17 protein-coding genes are annotated in these 18,023 nt (G+C 35.8%); all 17 read left to right on the top strand.

Features of this window, described 5'->3' with window-relative positions:
* Positions 1-9 precede the first annotated feature (9 nt).
* Positions 10-792 (top strand): glucose-1-phosphate cytidylyltransferase, encoded by a 783-nt coding sequence (rfbF, locus tag EWU23_RS04855; RefSeq protein WP_166229425.1) that lies wholly within the window; start codon positions 10-12, stop codon positions 790-792.
* On the top strand, positions 777-1,850 hold the full coding sequence (rfbG, locus tag EWU23_RS04860; protein WP_166229427.1) for a CDP-glucose 4,6-dehydratase: 1,074 nt from the start codon (positions 777-779) through the stop codon (positions 1,848-1,850). The genes rfbF and rfbG overlap by 16 nt, the downstream gene beginning before the upstream one ends.
* Positions 1,847-2,299, top strand: coding sequence for a dTDP-4-dehydrorhamnose 3,5-epimerase family protein (locus EWU23_RS04865; RefSeq protein WP_166229429.1), 453 nt, complete (start codon positions 1,847-1,849; stop codon positions 2,297-2,299). The genes rfbG and EWU23_RS04865 overlap by 4 nt, the downstream gene beginning before the upstream one ends.
* 6 nt (positions 2,300-2,305) lie before the next feature.
* Positions 2,306-3,262, top strand: a complete 957-nt coding sequence (locus EWU23_RS04870) for an NAD-dependent epimerase/dehydratase family protein (RefSeq protein WP_166229431.1) — start codon at positions 2,306-2,308, stop codon at positions 3,260-3,262.
* Positions 3,263-3,328: 66 nt separating this feature from the next.
* Positions 3,329-4,597, top strand: coding sequence for a hypothetical protein (locus EWU23_RS04875; protein WP_166229433.1), 1,269 nt, complete (start codon positions 3,329-3,331; stop codon positions 4,595-4,597).
* A gap of 102 nt (positions 4,598-4,699) precedes the next feature.
* On the top strand, positions 4,700-5,464 hold the full coding sequence (locus tag EWU23_RS04880; protein WP_166229435.1) for a glycosyltransferase family 2 protein: 765 nt from the start codon (positions 4,700-4,702) through the stop codon (positions 5,462-5,464).
* 38 nt (positions 5,465-5,502) lie between these two features.
* Positions 5,503-6,498: an NAD-dependent 4,6-dehydratase LegB gene (locus EWU23_RS04885; RefSeq protein ID WP_166229437.1), complete on the top strand. Its 996-nt coding sequence runs from the start codon at positions 5,503-5,505 to the stop codon at positions 6,496-6,498.
* Positions 6,499-6,500: 2 nt separating this feature from the next.
* Positions 6,501-7,202: a sugar phosphate nucleotidyltransferase gene (locus tag EWU23_RS04890; RefSeq protein WP_166229439.1), complete on the top strand. Its 702-nt coding sequence runs from the start codon at positions 6,501-6,503 to the stop codon at positions 7,200-7,202.
* The gene (locus EWU23_RS04895; RefSeq protein ID WP_166229441.1) at positions 7,199-8,056 is read left to right on the top strand and encodes an NAD-dependent epimerase/dehydratase family protein; all 858 of its coding nucleotides are present in this window, start codon (positions 7,199-7,201) and stop codon (positions 8,054-8,056) included. Before EWU23_RS04890 ends, EWU23_RS04895 begins: the two co-directional genes overlap by 4 nt.
* Complete coding sequence (locus EWU23_RS04900) at positions 8,056-9,186, top strand: glycosyltransferase (protein ID WP_166229443.1); 1,131 nt, start codon at positions 8,056-8,058, stop codon at positions 9,184-9,186. The genes EWU23_RS04895 and EWU23_RS04900 overlap by 1 nt, the downstream gene beginning before the upstream one ends.
* Positions 9,187-11,073 carry an asparagine synthase (glutamine-hydrolyzing) gene (gene asnB / locus EWU23_RS04905; protein WP_166229445.1) on the top strand — a complete coding sequence of 629 codons (1,887 nt, stop codon included), beginning with the start codon at positions 9,187-9,189 and terminating at the stop codon, positions 11,071-11,073.
* A gap of 10 nt (positions 11,074-11,083) precedes the next feature.
* Positions 11,084-12,223 carry an N-acetyl sugar amidotransferase gene (locus EWU23_RS04910; protein WP_166229447.1) on the top strand — a complete coding sequence of 380 codons (1,140 nt, stop codon included), beginning with the start codon at positions 11,084-11,086 and terminating at the stop codon, positions 12,221-12,223.
* 1 nt (position 12,224) lies between these two features.
* Complete coding sequence (gene hisH / locus EWU23_RS04915; protein WP_166229449.1) at positions 12,225-12,860, top strand: imidazole glycerol phosphate synthase subunit HisH; 636 nt, start codon at positions 12,225-12,227, stop codon at positions 12,858-12,860.
* 2 nt (positions 12,861-12,862) lie between these two features.
* Positions 12,863-13,639, top strand: coding sequence for an AglZ/HisF2 family acetamidino modification protein (locus EWU23_RS04920; protein ID WP_166229451.1), 777 nt, complete (start codon positions 12,863-12,865; stop codon positions 13,637-13,639).
* An 8-nt stretch (positions 13,640-13,647) separates the two neighbouring features.
* The gene (locus EWU23_RS04925; protein WP_166229453.1) at positions 13,648-14,727 is read left to right on the top strand and encodes an acyltransferase family protein; all 1,080 of its coding nucleotides are present in this window, start codon (positions 13,648-13,650) and stop codon (positions 14,725-14,727) included.
* A 16-nt stretch (positions 14,728-14,743) separates the two neighbouring features.
* On the top strand, positions 14,744-16,864 hold the full coding sequence (locus tag EWU23_RS04930) for a bi-domain-containing oxidoreductase (RefSeq protein ID WP_166229455.1): 2,121 nt from the start codon (positions 14,744-14,746) through the stop codon (positions 16,862-16,864).
* A gap of 1 nt (position 16,865) precedes the next feature.
* A complete protein-coding gene (gene wecB, locus EWU23_RS04935; RefSeq protein ID WP_166229457.1) occupies positions 16,866-17,954 on the top strand; it encodes a non-hydrolyzing UDP-N-acetylglucosamine 2-epimerase in 1,089 nt (362 codons plus the stop codon).
* Positions 17,955-18,023: the final 69 nt, after the last annotated feature.

An 18,023-nucleotide genomic window follows, 5' to 3' on the forward strand; every position in this document is an offset into this window, starting at 1 on the left:
GTTTATAAAATGAAAGTAGTTATTCTTTGTGGCGGTCAAGGAACTCGAATTCGAGATGTCGCCGATAATATTCCGAAGCCTATGATCCCCATTGGCAATTATCCCATATTGTGGCATATTATGAAATATTATTCCTTATTTGGACACAAAGAATTCATCATTTGTTTGGGTCACCAAGGGAAGGTCATTAAAGAGTATTTTTTAAATTATCAGATTAATACCTCAGACTTTACCCTTCAATTAGGAAACAAAGAGTCCATTCAATTTAAGAATAAGAGTCAAGAGAGTGATTGGGTAATAACTTTCGCAGAAACGGGAGATAAAGCCATGACAGGTTCTCGCATCCGGAAAATCAAGAAATACATTGGAGATGATTCTCAGTTTTTATTAACCTATGGAGATGGTTTAAGTGATGTGGATATAGATAAACTAATAGCCTATCATCAGTCCCATCATCGGATTTTAACCTTAACAGGAGTTCGACCAGCAGGGCGTTTCGGTGAAATTATGTGTACAGATGAAGGGGTTGTCTCTGAATTCAATGAAAAACCACAAGCTGCTGAGGGAAGAATCAATGGTGGTTTTTTTGTGTGTAATAAAGAATTGTTTGATTATTTGCCCGATAACGATGATCTAGTTTTTGAAAAAGAACCCATGATGCATTTGGTTAAGGATCAGCAACTGATGCAATTTAATCACAATGGTTTTTGGCAACCCATGGACACCTATCGGGAATTTGTCTTATTAAATGGTTTGTATGAAAATGACAATGCTCCATGGAAAAAATGGTAATGAAGGAATTTTATCAAGGTAAACGAGTTCTCCTAACAGGAGATACGGGATTTAAAGGCTCCTGGTTAGCCTTATGGTTACATTCCATGGGGGCTAATGTGTTGGGATATGCCTTGGCACCCACGTCAAAAGATGATCATTTTAATCTGTTGAACTTGTCAAAAGATATTGAACATATTGATGGCAATTTGTTAGATAACCAATTATTGAATGAGGTTTTTGAGCGGTTTCAACCCGAAATCGTATTTCATTTAGCCGCTCAAGCGCTGGTTCGCCTGTCTTATGATGACCCCAAAACGACTTTTGATACGAATGTATCTGGTTCCGTGAATGTTTTGGAAGCTGTTCGAAAGACAAAATCAGTTAAATCATTGATTTATGTAACCAGCGATAAATGTTATAAAAACAATGAATGGATTTGGGGATATCGAGAAAATGATGCTTTAGGGGGGCATGATCCCTATAGTGCTTCCAAAGCTGCTGCTGAGCTTGTTTTTTCATCCTATATTGATTCTTTTTTTAGTAAAAATGAAGCCATTGGGGTGGCTAGCGTACGAGCTGGTAACGTGATAGGAGGAGGCGATTGGGCTTTGGACAGAATAATTCCAGATTGTATCCGCTCTATTTCAAATAATGTCCCAATTGAAATAAGAAGTCCGAATTCAACTCGACCTTGGCAACATGTACTGGAACCACTTTCAGGGTATTTATTATTAGGCCAAAGGTTGTTTGAATCACCTAAGAAATTTAGCGGAGCGTGGAACTTTGGTCCCGAGTTTGGTTCAGTCAAAACAGTATTGCAATTAGTGGAATCATGTATTCAAGTATATGGTAGTGGAGAAGTAATGGTAGGAAAAACAGATGGTACTAAACATGAAGCAGGATTATTACATTTGAATTGTGAAAAAGCCAAACATGCATTAGAATGGCATCCTGTTTGGGGATTTGAGCAAACCGTTTTTCAGACCATCTCTTGGTATAAAGACTTTAAAAATGGGGCTAATCCAAGAGAAATATCAATGAATCATATACATAACTATTTAGCAGATAAAAAATGATTGAAGGCGTTAAAATTACTTCCAAAAGAGTTATTCCTGATGATCGAGGAAAGATCATGCATATCATGAAATCTTCCGATGAGCAGTTTTCGGCCTTTGGAGAAGTTTATTGTTCTACGGTTTACCCGGGAGTAGTAAAAGGATGGCATATGCACAAAAAAATGACATTAAATTATGTTGTTTTAAAAGGGAATATCAAGTTTGTCTTATACGATGATCGACCTGATTCTCCTACCTACCGAGAAATTCAGGAGTTTGTGATGGGAGAAAATCAATATGTGATGGTGACCGTTCCTCCTTTTGTTTGGAATGGATTTAAAGGTGTAGGATTAGAAGAAGCATTCGTCATCAATTTTACGGATATCCCACATGATGCAGAAGAGATTGTTAGAATGGATCCGCATGATAATGATTTAATCAATTACAATTGGTCATTAAAAGACAGATAAATACACATGAAAATTCTAATTACGGGGGCTAATGGTTATGTAGGCGCTAGGCTAGCTGCTTATTTTGCCAAGCAAGGGCATCAAGTAATTCCGCTTGTCCGAAAATTAGATAGGAATCATCTTGCTTGGGCATCTCACATGTTGGATGTCTTAAAAGGGGATATCAAGGAAGAGGAAACCATTCAACGCATTGCTAGTATAGAAGCGGATGTAATAATACATTTAGTATCATTGGATCATCGTCAATCAGAAGCAGACCCGAGTGTGGTGAATGAAGTAAATGTTTTGCCTACTTGGCGTTTATTGCATGCATGTATCCCCCATGGACTAAAGAAATTTATCTATTTTTCTACCGCACAAGTTTATGGAGGAAAAATGACAGGTGAAGTAAATGAAACCTATCCTATCAATACTGGAAATATTTATGGCTTGACGCATTTTCTAGGAGAAAATATTTGTCAACATTTTAATACTAATTCAAGCTGTAATGTCATCTCTGTTCGACTTTCTAACAGCTACGGAAGTCCAGTTTTCGAAGAAAATAATTGCTGGTGGCTCGCCATCAACGATTTATGTAGGTCCGCCTATTATCAGAAAGAAATTAGATTATTGTCTGATGGTTCACCCCAAAGAGATTTTATTCATGGCAACGATGTTTGTCAAGCACTGGATTTGTTGATTGGATCAGCTGACAAAATAAAGGATAACGTATACCATATTTCTTCAGGTAATACCATTTCTTTATTAGGCCTAGCTTGTAAAATACAAGCGGTGTATGAAAGTCGTTTTGGGATTAATTTGCCGATTTATACTATCCATGGATTAGTTGATTCGAAACAAGTACTTGATAATCATCCTCAATTCATGATAAGTAACCAAAAGCTTCAAGAACTAGGGTTTTTGCCTCAAATGACATTAGAGGAAGGTATTATGGAATTGTTTGACTATTTCGAGCAGCAATAATATGTTCTTTCGAATAGATTCGAGAAATGAATTTTATCTTAAACAGTTCGGCTCTGAAATAAGTATATGAATTTTTTCAAAAGAAATAACCCGACTCTTCAGGTTCGGAATTCCTATTTCGTCTTGTTTTTATTTATTTCTACTCTTTTATTTCAAACAACGGGGTTGAAATATATTTGGTCTTTACTAACCATTTCTACAGTTGTCAATTTTTCGATATTAATCAGTCTTCTTTTGATTTCATTTTATGTAATCCAAGGCACTTCATTTTCAGTAACAACTTGGAAACAGTATTTAATACCTGCTATCATGATTTTTGGGGGAATGGCGGCAAATATTATTTATTATTCTTTCCAAAATATTAAAATAATAACCCAACTAGGGAATACGCTGCCCTGGTTGTATTGCTTGTCTATTCCCTATTTTATCAAGAAGAAGGCCATCAATATCCAGCAACTATGGAAATGGTATTATTATTTTTTTGTAATGATTAACCTATTGAGCTTATTAGAATATTATTCCATTTATTTGGGAAATTTGAATTTCCAATTTTTAGAAACACCGTATGGGCCTTTTTTAGTCAATAAGTTTTCCTGGCTTTATATGATGCCGGATGGATTGCCCCATTTCCGATATTATGCTTGTTTTTATGAACCGGGGACCTTGGCTATGTATTTATTACCAGCTATTTCTTATGCCTTTTTTTATAAAAAATATGTTGGTCTTTTAATTTTATTGGGAGCAATGTATTTTACTTTTTCCTTAGGAGGAATGATTAGTTTATTTTTATTGGCACTTATCATTATTTTTATCAGTTTTGCCAGAAATAGCAAATTCTTAATAGTTTCGATATTCATTACGATTTTGATGGCTATTGTTGGCTGGTGGAATTTGAGGGACCAGTTCATCAGTGAGTATGAAGAAAAGGGTAATTCAAGTGAAGTGAGAGAACAAAGTTTTGTAAGGACTATTGAGAATATTCCTGTGATGTTATTGAAATATCCTTTCGGTATAGAACAGGCAGAAAATACCGTAGAACTTGAAAAAAAAGAAAACTTTATTCCTACTAATTTCATTGTTGGTTATTATGTTAATACAGGAGGTTTTTTAGCATTATTGGGTTATTTAATAGTTACATTTATGACGCTAATGATCTCAATTGGAGCAGTGCTGAAGGGTAATTTATTAAAGGAAGAAAAGGTCATTTACTCATCTTTGATTGTATTATTTCCATTTATTTTCCAAAGAACCACAATTTGGGAGAGTGGACTATTTGCCTTGATGTTCGTACCTTCTTTATTACATTACATGAATAAGTATAAGAGGATATTTTAACTGTTGGGATTCACTATTAATCATCAGTTCCCCTACACTAAATTTCATTTTATTATTAGGGAATAATTAGGTAAAATTCCAATCAAATTTCAACATAGTTTTATGCCCTTAATTAGTATCATCGTCACGACATACAATCGGGAATTATTAGTAAAAGAGACCATACTTTCCATCTTGGCTCAAAGTATAGTGGATTTTGAATTAATCATAGTAGACAACTTTTCTAATTATGATTTTTTTAAATTGATAGATTCGTTCAATGATACAAGAATCAAATCAATTCAAAATAATAATCATGGTATAATAGCGGCAAATAGAAATGTAGGAATACAAGCTGCCCAAGGAAAATACCTTGCTTTTTGTGATGATGATGATTTATGGGAGCCTAATAAATTAGAGTTGCAACTCCCGTTTTTGGAATCAAATTCAGCGGATTTAGTGTATTCTGGAACACTGTTGTTCAATGAGTCTGGCATGAATAAAATTCATTGTTATCAACCCGTGAAATCATTGGCTCAATTTTTTGGATATAATCCAGTTACTTTATCTAGTGTGATATTGAGAAATTCCAACGACATACTATTTGATGAAAACAAAGATTTTGCAGGGATAGAAGACTATACTTTGTGGGTAAATTTATGGATGCGAGGGTTTAAGTTTCATATGATTGAAAAACCTTTAGTAAAATTTAGAGTATCCGTTACCTCATTTAGCAGTGTATCTAGATCAAATAATGAATATAAAATTGTCAAGTTTAAAATGTCATTATTTGCAAGATTATTAAGTTGGAAAGAAAAACTAGCTTTACTGTTTTTTACGGGTTTCAGTATAGCTCGTTTCATCCTTTTGAAATTGTTAAACAGGTAATTCAATAAGAATCGAATTTTAATTAGAAATAACATTTTATGAAAATAAAAAGTAAAGTTTTGGTCACGGGGGCAGATGGTTTTATAGGAAGTCATTTAGTGGAATTATTGTTAAGTGAGGGATATCAAGTAAAAGCATTCGTGTATTATAATTCATTTAATAGCTGGGGATGGTTAGATACCTTACCTAAAGAAAAACTAGCTCAAATTGAAGTAATCGCAGGTGACATACGTGACCCGAATGGTGTCAGAGTGGCCATGCAAGGATGTGATGTAGTTTTTCATTTGGCAGCTTTGATTGCTATACCATTTAGCTATCATTCTCCGGATTCTTACATTGATACGAATATCAAAGGGACATTAAATGTAATTCAGGCAGCTAGAGATTTACAGGTTGAACGGATATTAGTCACTTCAACTTCAGAAGTATATGGAACGGCAAAATACATTCCGATTGATGAAAATCACCCGAGACAGCCTCAGTCTCCCTACTCAGCTTCTAAAATTGGAGCTGACTGCATTGCAGAGTCATTTTATAGAAGCTTTGATCTTCCTATAACGATTGTCAGACCATTTAATACCTATGGCCCAAGACAATCTGCTAGAGCTGTCATCCCAACCATAATAACCCAGTTATTAAACGGTGTAGAAGAAATACAATTAGGCGATCTAACACCCACTAGAGATTTATTATACGTTAAGGATACCGTTTCTGGGTTTCTAAAAATAAGTTTGTCAGAAAAGCTAATTGGTCATGATTGTAATATAGCTACACAATCTGAAATTTCTGTAGAGGAAATTGCGAATGAATTGATTTCACAAATTAACCCCAAAGCTAAAATTAAAGTTGACGAACAAAGATTACGACCAGAGAAATCAGAGGTCTTTAGGCTATATGGGTCAAATCAGAAAATCAAGGAAAATACAGATTGGACTTTAACCTATGACTTTAAAGAGGGAATAAAAGAGACGATTGACTGGTTCAAAAAACCTGAAAATTTGAGTAAGTACAAACACGATTTATATAATATTTAAATATGGGTAAAAGAGCTATCATACTTGCTGGAGGGAAAGGTACTAGGTTAAAACCATACACCATTTCTTTGCCAAAACCTCTTGTTCCTATTGGGGATGTTCCTATCCTTGAAATCATCATTAGGCAGTTAAAAAAGGCAGGATTTAATCATGTGACCTTGACTGTTAATCACATGGCTGATATAATCCAAGCTTATTTTGGTGATGGAAGTAAATGGGGAATCAAAATAGATTATTCATTGGAATTAAAACCCTTGAGTACTATGGGTCCTTTGACACTAATTCCAGATTTGCCAGAAGATTTTTTAGTGATGAATGGTGATATTTTGACGGATCTTAATTTTGAAGAATTCTATCATTCACATATTTCAAATAAATCCAATTTTACGATAGCGTCCTTCTTGAGGAAGGATAAGGTTGAATATGGTGTATTAATTCGAAATGAAAACTCTGAACTCATTCAATTTCAAGAGAAACCAGAAAATGATTATTTGGTCAGTATGGGGGTATACATGATGAGTAAAAAAAATGTAGATCTAATTCCAGTAGATACTTTTTTTGGGTTTGATCATTTAATGAATGTATTAATTGAAAAAAAACAGTATCCGAAAATTCATGAATTTAATGGGTATTGGTTAGATATAGGTAGACCTGCTGATTATGAAAAAGCAATTGAAGAACATTCAAAAATGGCTTTTTTATGATGAAGCGGATTTTGGTATCTGGTAGCTTAGGATTTATAGGAAAAAATTTATGTCAAGCATTGAGTAAAGGGAATAACCAAGTTTTTGAAATTCCTTCAAGTAATGAATTTGATTTATGTGATAATACAAAAGTTGAAGAGCTTCCTGAAGTAGATGTAATCATACATTTAGCAGCGAAAAGCTACATACCAGAATCGTTTAGTAATCCGCGTTTTTTTTATCAGAATAATGTAGTTTCTACATTAAATTTATTGGAGAAATCAAGGAAGGATAAAGCTAAGTTTATCTTACTGAGCACTTATGTTTATGGAAATCCACAATACTTGCCAATTGATGAAAATCATCAAAGAAATCCTTTAAATCCTTATACTCAATCGAAAGTAATATGTGAGGATCTTTGTCAAGCATATTCTAGGGATTTTGGATTGAATTCGATCATATTAAGGCCATATAATGTGTATGGACCAGGGCAGTTAAGCTCTTTTTTGATACCTTCTATTATAAACCAGTTAGAAAATGAAGAAATTTTTCTACAGGATTCTCGTCCAAAGCGGGATTATGTTTTTATTGATGATTTGGTGGAAGCCATATTATTATCAATAGAAGTAGAAAAAGAAGGCTGTAATGTGTATAATGTGGGTTCAGGTTCATCTTATTCTGTAAGTGAAATTGTCGATATGTTAGTACAAATTTCCAAATCAACAGCTAAAATACGTTTTGCCAATATTGAGCGAAAGGGGGAGGTTTTAAATACGGTTGCGGATATTAAAAAAGCAAGAATTGAATTGGGATGGAAACCCTTGGTGGATATTCAAGAAGGTTTAATGAGAACGTTTAATTCAGCCAAAAAATAATGAATGATATTGATAGGTCACAGAAACGTGAAAATGTGATTATTTTTTTAGGGAATGCGAGAGATTTTCACGCCATTGATTGGTATAGGATGATCAAGAAAATTTGTCTTAATAGGCAAGTTCTATTTGCAACTGATTTAATAGAATCTGAGGGGCATACAAAATTAGTGAATGAAGAGGACCATATACTTCACTTAGTTAATATTGATAAACTCTTATTAAATAGTCAAACGTCATTTGGTAATATTTGGAGAAATGTAATTAAGCTATTGTTTTTTCCACTCCAAGTATTGAAACTTAAAAGATTAGCTAAACAATACCCTAATGCCATCTTTCATGCTCATACGATGTATTATCTTTTTATTGGTTGGCTAGCCAATATTAACTATATAGGATCACCTCAGGGAGATGAAATTTTAATCCGACCTTTTCAATCTAAATTGTATCATTTTTTTTCTATTAAAGCACTTTTAGCCGCAGAGCATATCATTGTAGATTCAATGAATTTAAAAAATGGAATTAAGAAACTTTGCGGAAAAGAAGCTGATGTAATCCAATATGGGATAGATGTGGCAAGTATACAGCAAATCGTATCAAATAAATTTGATAGAGAGTTGATTGTTTCAATCAGGGCCTTATATCCATTATATAGAATTGAGGAAATTCTAGATGGCCGAGATCATAGTAAATTAAAATCACCCATGGTCATGTTTTATCCCTTTTGGGAACAACATTATAAAGAAATAATACTGGCTAAATTAAAACCAACAGATACTCATTTAGGGAGATTACCATCAAAGAATGACATATACCAGGTATTGTCTAAAAGCAAAATGGCAATTTCTATCCCTATGAGTGATTCATCCCCTAGAAGTGTATATGAATCCATCTTTTGTGGATGCTGTGTCGTAGTCACATATAACCCTTGGATAGAAAGTGTTGCATCATGTATGCGTGAAAGAATTTTTGTAGTTGATTTACATGATCAAGATTGGTTTGATAAGGCACTTGATTATTCGAATGAAATTGTAAAAAAACCGTACGAGCCTTCAAAAGAAGCCTTGGAATTATTTGACCAGGAATGTTCCATGAGATTAGTTGCCAAAAAATATTATAATTTTCAGGAATAGATGTGTGGTATATTAGCAATTAGCTCTTCTAAAAATGGACAGTTTGATCTGAATCCTGCCATCCAGGCCATTCATCATCGTGGACCTGATGACGATGGAATATTTATATCCCAAGATGGAGATGCTCATTTAGGTCAAGTTCGACTTTCCATTATCGATTTAAGTGCGGCAGGACATCAACCGATGCAAGATTCATCGGCAAGGTTTGTGATGACCTACAATGGCGAAGTGTATAATTTTTTAGAACTTAAAGCTTATTTAGAATCAACCTATGGATTGATAGCTTGGAAATCAAGTTCTGATACCGAAGTGATTTTAGAGGGATTTGTTAGAGAGGGCTATTCCTTTTTATCTAAATTGAATGGGATTTTCGCTTTAGCCATTTATGATCAAGAAGCAAGAGAATTACACGTATTGCGTGATCCCATAGGGATTAAACCCTTGTATTTTTCTGTCCAAGGAGATGCTGTATTTTTTTCCTCTGAAGTGAAAGGCCTGCTCGCCTTTCAACATCTAAAAAGGACTGTCAGAAAGCAATCTTTGGTAGAACAACTGGCCTTTATGTATGTTCCTGAACCCTATACCATGTATGAGGAGTTTAAGAAAGTACCACCTGGAATATATCAACGGTATCAAGAGGGCAAATTAGTAGATTCTAAGTCACTTTTTGAGCATTTACATACCCCTATCAGTACAAAATCCGAAGAAGTTCTAACGGAGCAATTACATGCAACTTTAGAAAAAGCTGTAAGAAGACAGTTGATAGCTGATGTCCCGATTTCGCTATTTTTAAGTGGTGGGTTGGATTCTTCATCAATAGCTGTTGAATCCGTGAAGGCAAAAGCCAATATACATTCCGCTTATACGATTTCATTTTCCAAGGAAGACAATTCTTTAGACGGTCAAAGCTCAGATTTACATTATGCGTCCTTAATGGCCAAGAAATTGGGTTTAAATTTACATATCATTCAAGCAGAATCAGAGTTTTTAAGCTTGCTGCCAACCCTACTGGATTTTATGGAAGATGGTATTTCTGACCCTGCAGCCATCAACACATTTTTGATTTGCCAGAGTGCTAGAAAAGATGGAGTGAAAGTCATGCTAAGCGGACAAGGGGCAGATGAATATCTAGCAGGCTATCGTCGCTATCAGGCTGAAAAAATGATTTTAGGAATGTCAACTCTGACCAAGAGTACATTAGCTTCTTTGGGTCGTGTTTTGCCTTCAACAATTTCAGGGAGATTTAGTACTACTTACAGAAGGTTTAAAAAAATAGCCAAAGCAGCAGGTCAACATTCAAATGAGCGGATAGCCAGTTATTTCATGTGGGGAGAAGGCGAGCAGATTAAGTCCTTGTTTGTGGATCAGCAAATGAATCAACCAGGATTGGATTTAGTGGATTTTTTAGATCAACATACCCATTTGGATACCTTCTCATCCATGTTGCTGGCAGATCAACAATTTGATTTACGCTCATTAAATTTATCTTATACCGATAAAATGAGTATGGCGGTGGGGCTGGAGGTTCGCGTACCATTTTTAGATTTTGAAATGGTGCAATTGATGAACTCGGTTCCACGGGAACTCATGTTGAAAAATGGGCAGCAGAAGTATATTTTGAAGAAAGCGATGGAGCCCTATTTACCTAAAGAGGTAATTTATCGCGAAAAAGCTGGATTTGCATTGCCCATTCGATCATGGTTTTCCAAGAGAAGTGCTATCATCGATCATTATTTTGATCAACCTAGATTGGAGAGTCAAGGAATTTTTCGTCCACAGCTTATTCAACAACTGTTAGACGAACAATTTTCTGGGAAGGAAGATCATTCGTATTTATTATTTTCAATGCTTTGTCAGCAAATTTGGCTGGACAAGCAAGCCATTTAAACTTCATTTTATGAGTAATATGCATTATCAGATTTGTACGAATTGTGTCATGGATACCACTGACTCTCAAATCGTCTTTGATGAAAAAGGAGTTTGCGATCATTGTAACACCTATTATTCGCATACCTTGCCCCATTGGGATACAGGAGAAAAGGGAATGAAGGAACTACAAAAAGTAGTAGAAAAAATCAAAAAAGAAGGGGAGGGGAAAGACTTTGATTGTATCATTGGAATGAGTGGAGGGATAGATAGTTCTTATTTGGTCTATGTTGCCAAAGAGGTGTTGGGATTAAGACCACTGGTATTTCATGTGGATGCAGGTTGGAATTCACAAATTGCAGTTAATAATATTGAACGCATTGTGGATCATCTAAAGCTGGATTTATACACAGAAGTGATTGATTGGGAAGAAATGAAGGATCTGCAATTATCGTACTTTAAGGCAGGTGTTCCTCATATTGATACTCCCCAAGACCATGCTTTTTTTGCTACCATGTATAATTTTGCTTCCAAGTATAAGGTGAAATATATATTGACAGGAGCTAATTTTTCTACGGAGTGCATTCGTAATCCTATTGAATGGATGTATTATCAATCAGATGTTATCCAGTTAAATGATATTCATCAAAAATTTGGTAGAAAGCCTTTAAAAAAGTATCCATTGACAAGCATTCTATGGCATAAATTGTATTTACCTTATTTACGGGGAATTAAAGTGATTAAGCCTTTGAATTTTGTTCCTTATATTAAAACGGAAGCCATGCAATTATTGCAGGACAAGTTTGGTTGGCAACCTTATCCTCAAAAGCATTTTGAATCTAGGTTTACGAAATTTTATGAGAGCTATTGGTTACCGAAGAAGTTTGGATATGATGTTAGAAGGGTCCAATATTCTAGTTTGATCGTTACCGGGCAAATGAAAAGAGAAGATGCCCTTGAAAAATTGAAAGAAAGTCCATTTGATCCAGCTGTGATACAACATGATTTTGAATATATCGCGAATAAGCTAGGGGTAACTACGGAGGAACTACAAGGATACTTTGATGCACCGAATAAGACCTATAAAGATTATAAATCACAGGAAAGTATTTATAAAATAGGTGCCAAATTGTTTAAAATGATAGGGATAGAAAAAGCAGGGAAAAGATAAGATGGAGGGTATTAAAAAAGCGAGGATCGGTATTGTGAATTATGGATCTGGAAATATTTTTTCCATTTCTAATATTTATAAAAAGGGCAATATTGACTTTTTTATTTCTTCCGAACCCAAGGAATTGGCGAAAGCTAGTCATTTAATATTACCTGGTGTAGGGGCTTTTGATGAAACAATGAAGACATTGAATGATTCAGGCTTAAAGACATTTTTGGATGAAATGGTTTTAGGGGAGAAAAAACCAATCCTGGGGATATGTGTAGGGATGCAATTGTTAGCGGAAAATAGTGAGGAAGGGAATCTTCAAGGATTTGGTTGGATTAAAGGGAAAGTGAGGAAATTTGACGAAAGGGTATTTAAGCAAAAGCCCTATTTACCTCATTTAGGATGGAATACCGTCAATATTCAACAGGAGCATCCGATATTTAATCTGGTGGACCCTGAGGAGGGATTTTATTTTTTACATAGCTACTATTTTGATTGTCAGGACTCCCAAGATATCTTAAGCACGACCGATTACGGAATTTCATTTGCGTCTGCTGTGCACCATGAAAATGTGTATGGGATGCAATTTCATCCCGAAAAGAGTCACCAAAACGGCATCAATATTTTTTATAATTTTTCTCAAGTATAAATATGCTAAGACCTCGGATCATACCTTGTCTTTTAATTCGGAATAAAGGCTTAGTAAAAACGGAAAAGTTCAAAGATGGAAAATATGTAGGTGACCCATTAAATGCGGTTAAAATATTCAATGAGAAGGAGGTAGACGAACTCATGGTATTGGATATCGATGCCTCTGCTGAGCAAAGAGAGCCAGATTTTGAGTTGATTCGTATGTTGGCCATTGAGAGCAGGATGCCATTATGTTATGGAGGAGGCGTGAGGACCATCGAACAAGTAAAAAAGATCATTTCTTTAGGGATAGAAAAAGTAGCCATAAGTTCGGCTGCGGTTGAAAATCCTGAGATTATTCGATCAATGGCCGATGCGGTTGGTTCGCAGAGTATCGTTGTTGTTATTGATGTAAAGGCAAAGGGTCTGTTTGGCAAACAAGAGGTGGTAACATTAAATGGGAAAAAATCACATGGTCTTTCCCCGGTCGAATTTGCCAAAAAATGTCAAGATTTTGGAGCTGGTGAAATTGTGATCAATTCGGTGGATCGTGATGGGATGATGTCGGGGTATGATATCAAACTAATTAGAGAAATGCGGAAGCAATTGACCTTGCCTATGACGGTCATAGGGGGAGCTGCTACTTTAGAGGATTTATCTAATTTAATGAAAGAGTTTGGCGTAATAGGGGCAGCTGCTGGGAGTTTGTTTGTTTTTAAAGGAAAATACAAGGCGGTATTAATCAATTATCCGAATAAGTTAGAGAAGAGAGAAGTTTTAAAAACTGGGTTATTTTAAAAATTAACATGATAGATCAGAAAGAGACGACTTTCAGTTTAACAAATAACTTTAATTTGATCAGAATTTTTGCTGCATTCCAAGTAGCGTTGGCTCATTCAGGGTCACATTTAGGCATTAAATTTCCAGCAGGCTTTGAGATTATGTCATTATTCCCTGGTGTACCTATTTTTTTCACGGTATCGGGTTTCTTAATAGCTAATTCATTTTATCGTAACCCTCATTGGAAGGAATATTTCATAAACAGGATCGTTCGAATTTTTCCAGGACTTTGGTTTTGTTTCATTGTATTGCTCTTGGGTTTATTTGCTACCAGGGTTTTAACTGTTGAAACATTATTTTCAAGTTACTTTTGGCGTTGGGTGATTTGCCAAGTCAGTTTTTTTCAATTTTATACGCCAGATTTTTTAAGAACCTGGGGCGTTGGGACACCAAATGGTAGTTTGTGGACAATTCCTGTGGAAATTCAATTCTATGCCTTTTTACCAGGTATTTACTTTGTCCATAAAAGTTTATCTAAATGGAATTGGCAGATATTTTGTACATTTTTGATCGTAGCAGTTATTGGGCTGAATTATTTTTATCAGACATTAGATCCCAACCTGATTTTTGCCAAATTATATCATATTACACTTGCTCCATTTTTAGCCTACTTTTTATTTGGATATTTTAGCTTTATTTTTTGGGAGCATATTCGTTTATGGGTTGAAGGAAAATTTTTGATTTGGGCTGTCATTTATGGCGTTTATATAGGGATCGTTTATTTTAAATTGGACTTATATGACGGGTCTTATTATCCGAATGTTTTTGGTTGGATTTCCAGTATAATTTTATCCATGTTGGTTTTGTCAGCAGCCTTTTCAAATAGGGCTTTATCAGATAAAATTCTTAAAGGGAATGATCTCTCCTATGGGATTTATTTATATCACATGGTGGTAGTAAATTTTATTATTGACCTAAAAGTGACAAGCAATAGGTTATTTTTAGCCTTATCCATTACCTTTATTCTTGCCTTTATTTCATGGAAATTGGTGGAGAAGCCTTGCTTACGTTTAAAGTCAACATGGAAAAAAGTTTATCTCACTTAGTCGGGTAAAATACACTATGCTTCAAATAATTCAAGATTTAAAAAAGGGAGATACCCTATTAGAAGAGGTGCCTGCGCCGTTGGTCAGGAAAGGAACAGTTTTGATAAAAACGAGACGTTCATTAGTTTCCTTAGGAACGGAAAAGATGCTTGTGGAGTTTGGAAAAGGAAATCTCATTTCAAAAGCGAGACAACAGCCCGAGAAAGTCAAACAAGTGTTGGATAAGATTAAAACAGAAGGTTTAATCCCCACCATGGAAGCTGTTTTTAATAAGTTAGATGAACCTCTACCATTGGGTTATTGCCATGTTGGGGAAGTCGTAGCTGTTGGGGAAGGTGTACATGATTTTGCCATTGGAGATCGAGTAGCTAGTAATGGACATCATGCAGAGGTGGTTTGTATTCCACAAAATTTAGTGGCCAAAATCCCGGATAATGTCAGTGACGAAGAAGCTACGTTTACGGTAATAGGGTCAATTGGTTTACAAGGAATTCGATTAATCAATCCAGGCTTTGGAGAAACGGTAGTGGTTATTGGTCTGGGTTTAATAGGTCTTATTACTGCAGAATTACTGTTGGCTAATGGATGCCAAGTCATTGGTTTTGATTTTGACGCACAGAAAGTAGAATTAGCCCAAAAGAAAGGGGTTCATGCCTTTCAATCCAATCATACGGATGTGGTGAAAACGGTAGAATCTCTTACCAACCAAGTAGGAGCGGATGCGGTTATTATCACCGCTTCTACTAAAAGTGATGAAGTCATCAGCCAAGCAGCTCAAATGAGCCGAAAGCGAGGTAGAATAGTCCTAGTGGGCGTTATTGGATTGGATATACAACGTGCCGACTTTTTCAAGAAAGAACTAAGCTTTCAAGTTTCTTGCTCTTACGGACCAGGAAGATATGATGAAGATTATGAACAAAAGGGTGTAGACTATCCTATTGGCTATGTTAGATGGACAGAAAAAAGAAATTTTGAAGCCATATTGACCGCTTTATCCACGAAAAGATTACAAGTAGCTGATTTAATTACGGAAAGAGTCCCTTTAGCGGATTACTTACAGATTTATAATAAAATGGGTGGAGGCTCCATTGCTTCCATCTTAGAATATCCTGATACGACTGAATGGAATAAGACAGTTGTTGCAGGGAAAGCCTATTCTTCCCCAAAAACTTCAGGAACCATAGGTATTATAGGGGCAGGTAACTTTACTAAAATGACCATGATGCCCGCGTTGAAAAATAGTGGAGCACAATATAAATACATTTCAAGTGCGGGTGGCCTGACGGCTAAATCATTGGCCAATAAATATGGATTTGAATATAGTACCACAGACTATCGACAAATTTTACAGGATGAAGAAGTAGACTTGGTTTTAATTACGACTCGACATGATGCCCATGCCAACATGGTGATAGAATCACTGGAAGCTGGGAAACATGTTTTTGTTGAAAAGCCTTTGGCAATCAATGAAACGCAATTGGAGGAGATTAAGCGAGTATATCAGTCCAGAGAGGAGTCTCAAACCTTAACGGTCGGTTTTAATCGAAGGTTTTCCCCATTTATTACTCAAGCAAAAACGTTATTAGGAGGAAGCACGGATTCGCTTAATATGATTGCCACCATGAATGCAGGATTTATTCCTGCGGATGTATGGGTACAAGATTTACAAGTTGGAGGAGGAAGGATTGTGGGGGAGGCCTGCCATTTCATCGATTTGATGGTGTATTTAACGGGAAGTAAGGTCGCAGAAGTGACCATGAGTGCTTTAGGAAAGAATCCTTCAGAACAGACAGACAATGCAATTATTACCTTGAAATTTGAGAATGGCTCCCAAGGGGTCATCAATTATTTTGCCAATGGTAGTAAGGCATATTCAAAAGAAAGAATCGAAATTTACTCCCAGGGTAGAACACTTATTTTGGATAACTTCAGAAAATTAAGTGCCTATGGTTTTAAAGGATTTAGTTCCATGGGTGGTACTTTAGACAAAGGACATAAAGAACAATTCAAATTATTGATTGAGAGGGTAAAGCAGGGCAAAGGCCCCCTCATTCCGTTCGACGAAATTTATAACACCACCAAAGCTTCATTGGCAGCCTTACAGAGTTTGAGAGAAGGGACTTGGATCTCCATTTAATATGAAAATAGATTTAATAGCTGGGGCAAGGCCCAATTTCATTAAGATTGCGTCGATTATCAATGCCATCAAACAGGCGCAAGTCGATCAAAAGAATATTCAATTTCGATTGATTCATACCGGTCAGCATTTTGATCGGAATATGAGTGATTCATTTTTTGAGCAATTAAATTTGCCCGAACCAGATATTAATTTAGGAGCAGGTGGTGGAACTCAAGCAGAGCAAACCGCCAAAATTATGATGGGCTACGAAAAGCTTTTGCTGGAGGAAACCACGGATTTATGTTTGGTGGTAGGGGATGTGACTTCTTCCATGGCCTGTACTATAGTGGCCAAAAAACTTCAAATAAAGGTAGCTCATGTAGAAGCGGGAATTAGGTCCCATGATATGAGTATGCCCGAAGAGGTCAATCGTTTATTGACGGATAGTATCAGCGACTATTTTTTTACCACTTCTGAGGTAGCGAATGAAAACCTTCGCAATTCTGGGATTTCCGATGATCGGATCTTTTTTGTAGGTAATACGATGATTGACACTTTGCTATTGAACCAAGCTAGGTTTATAAAACCAGAAGTTTGGGATCAGTGCCAGTTAGAGAAAGGACAATACATGGTGATGACGTTACATCGCCCTGCTAATGTGGATGAAGAAGGTAAATTAAAAGAACTCATTCATGAAATAGTGCTTCATTCGCATCATTATCCTTTGATTTTTCCGGTTCATCCGCGGACTAAACAGATATTGAATAAGCTGGAAGTAAACTATGATACATTAATTCAGATAGATCCATTATCCTATTTAGAGTTTAATTTTTTAGTCAAACATGCCAAAGCGGTCATAACGGATTCTGGTGGTATCACCGAGGAGACGACCATGATGGGCATTCCTTGTATGACATTGAGGAATAATACAGAAAGACCAGAAACGATTAGCCTAGGAACGAATGAGCTGCTAGGTGTAAATCCAAAGGCGATTGCTCCTGCCTTAGAAAAGCTATTTAAGGGAGATTGGAAAAAGGGAGGAATACCTCCTCTATGGGATGGAAAAACAGGAGAGAGAATCATAGATATTTTAATCCATTTGAAGTAGGACAATGTGGCGTAAAATCGCGTTAATATTTCATACAATTAAATATTTAAAACCGACCCAACTGATAGG

Origin of the sequence: Aquirufa beregesia (genome assembly GCF_011090385.1) — a bacterium.
Lineage (GTDB): Bacteria > Bacteroidota > Bacteroidia > Cytophagales > Spirosomataceae > Aquirufa > Aquirufa beregesia.

Coding starts and splice junctions, on each gene's coding strand:
- rfbF (WP_166229425.1), top strand. CDS start 10: ATGAAAGTAGTTATTCTTTGTGGCGGTCAAGGAACTCGAATTCGAGAT.
- rfbG (WP_166229427.1), top strand. CDS start 777: ATGGAAAAAATGGTAATGAAGGAATTTTATCAAGGTAAACGAGTTCTC.
- EWU23_RS04865 (WP_166229429.1), top strand. CDS start 1,847: ATGATTGAAGGCGTTAAAATTACTTCCAAAAGAGTTATTCCTGATGAT.
- EWU23_RS04870 (WP_166229431.1), top strand. CDS start 2,306: ATGAAAATTCTAATTACGGGGGCTAATGGTTATGTAGGCGCTAGGCTA.
- EWU23_RS04875 (WP_166229433.1), top strand. CDS start 3,329: ATGAATTTTTTCAAAAGAAATAACCCGACTCTTCAGGTTCGGAATTCC.
- EWU23_RS04880 (WP_166229435.1), top strand. CDS start 4,700: ATGCCCTTAATTAGTATCATCGTCACGACATACAATCGGGAATTATTA.
- EWU23_RS04885 (WP_166229437.1), top strand. CDS start 5,503: ATGAAAATAAAAAGTAAAGTTTTGGTCACGGGGGCAGATGGTTTTATA.
- EWU23_RS04890 (WP_166229439.1), top strand. CDS start 6,501: ATGGGTAAAAGAGCTATCATACTTGCTGGAGGGAAAGGTACTAGGTTA.
- EWU23_RS04895 (WP_166229441.1), top strand. CDS start 7,199: ATGATGAAGCGGATTTTGGTATCTGGTAGCTTAGGATTTATAGGAAAA.
- EWU23_RS04900 (WP_166229443.1), top strand. CDS start 8,056: ATGAATGATATTGATAGGTCACAGAAACGTGAAAATGTGATTATTTTT.
- asnB (WP_166229445.1), top strand. CDS start 9,187: ATGTGTGGTATATTAGCAATTAGCTCTTCTAAAAATGGACAGTTTGAT.
- EWU23_RS04910 (WP_166229447.1), top strand. CDS start 11,084: ATGAGTAATATGCATTATCAGATTTGTACGAATTGTGTCATGGATACC.
- hisH (WP_166229449.1), top strand. CDS start 12,225: ATGGAGGGTATTAAAAAAGCGAGGATCGGTATTGTGAATTATGGATCT.
- EWU23_RS04920 (WP_166229451.1), top strand. CDS start 12,863: ATGCTAAGACCTCGGATCATACCTTGTCTTTTAATTCGGAATAAAGGC.
- EWU23_RS04925 (WP_166229453.1), top strand. CDS start 13,648: ATGATAGATCAGAAAGAGACGACTTTCAGTTTAACAAATAACTTTAAT.
- EWU23_RS04930 (WP_166229455.1), top strand. CDS start 14,744: ATGCTTCAAATAATTCAAGATTTAAAAAAGGGAGATACCCTATTAGAA.
- wecB (WP_166229457.1), top strand. CDS start 16,866: ATGAAAATAGATTTAATAGCTGGGGCAAGGCCCAATTTCATTAAGATT.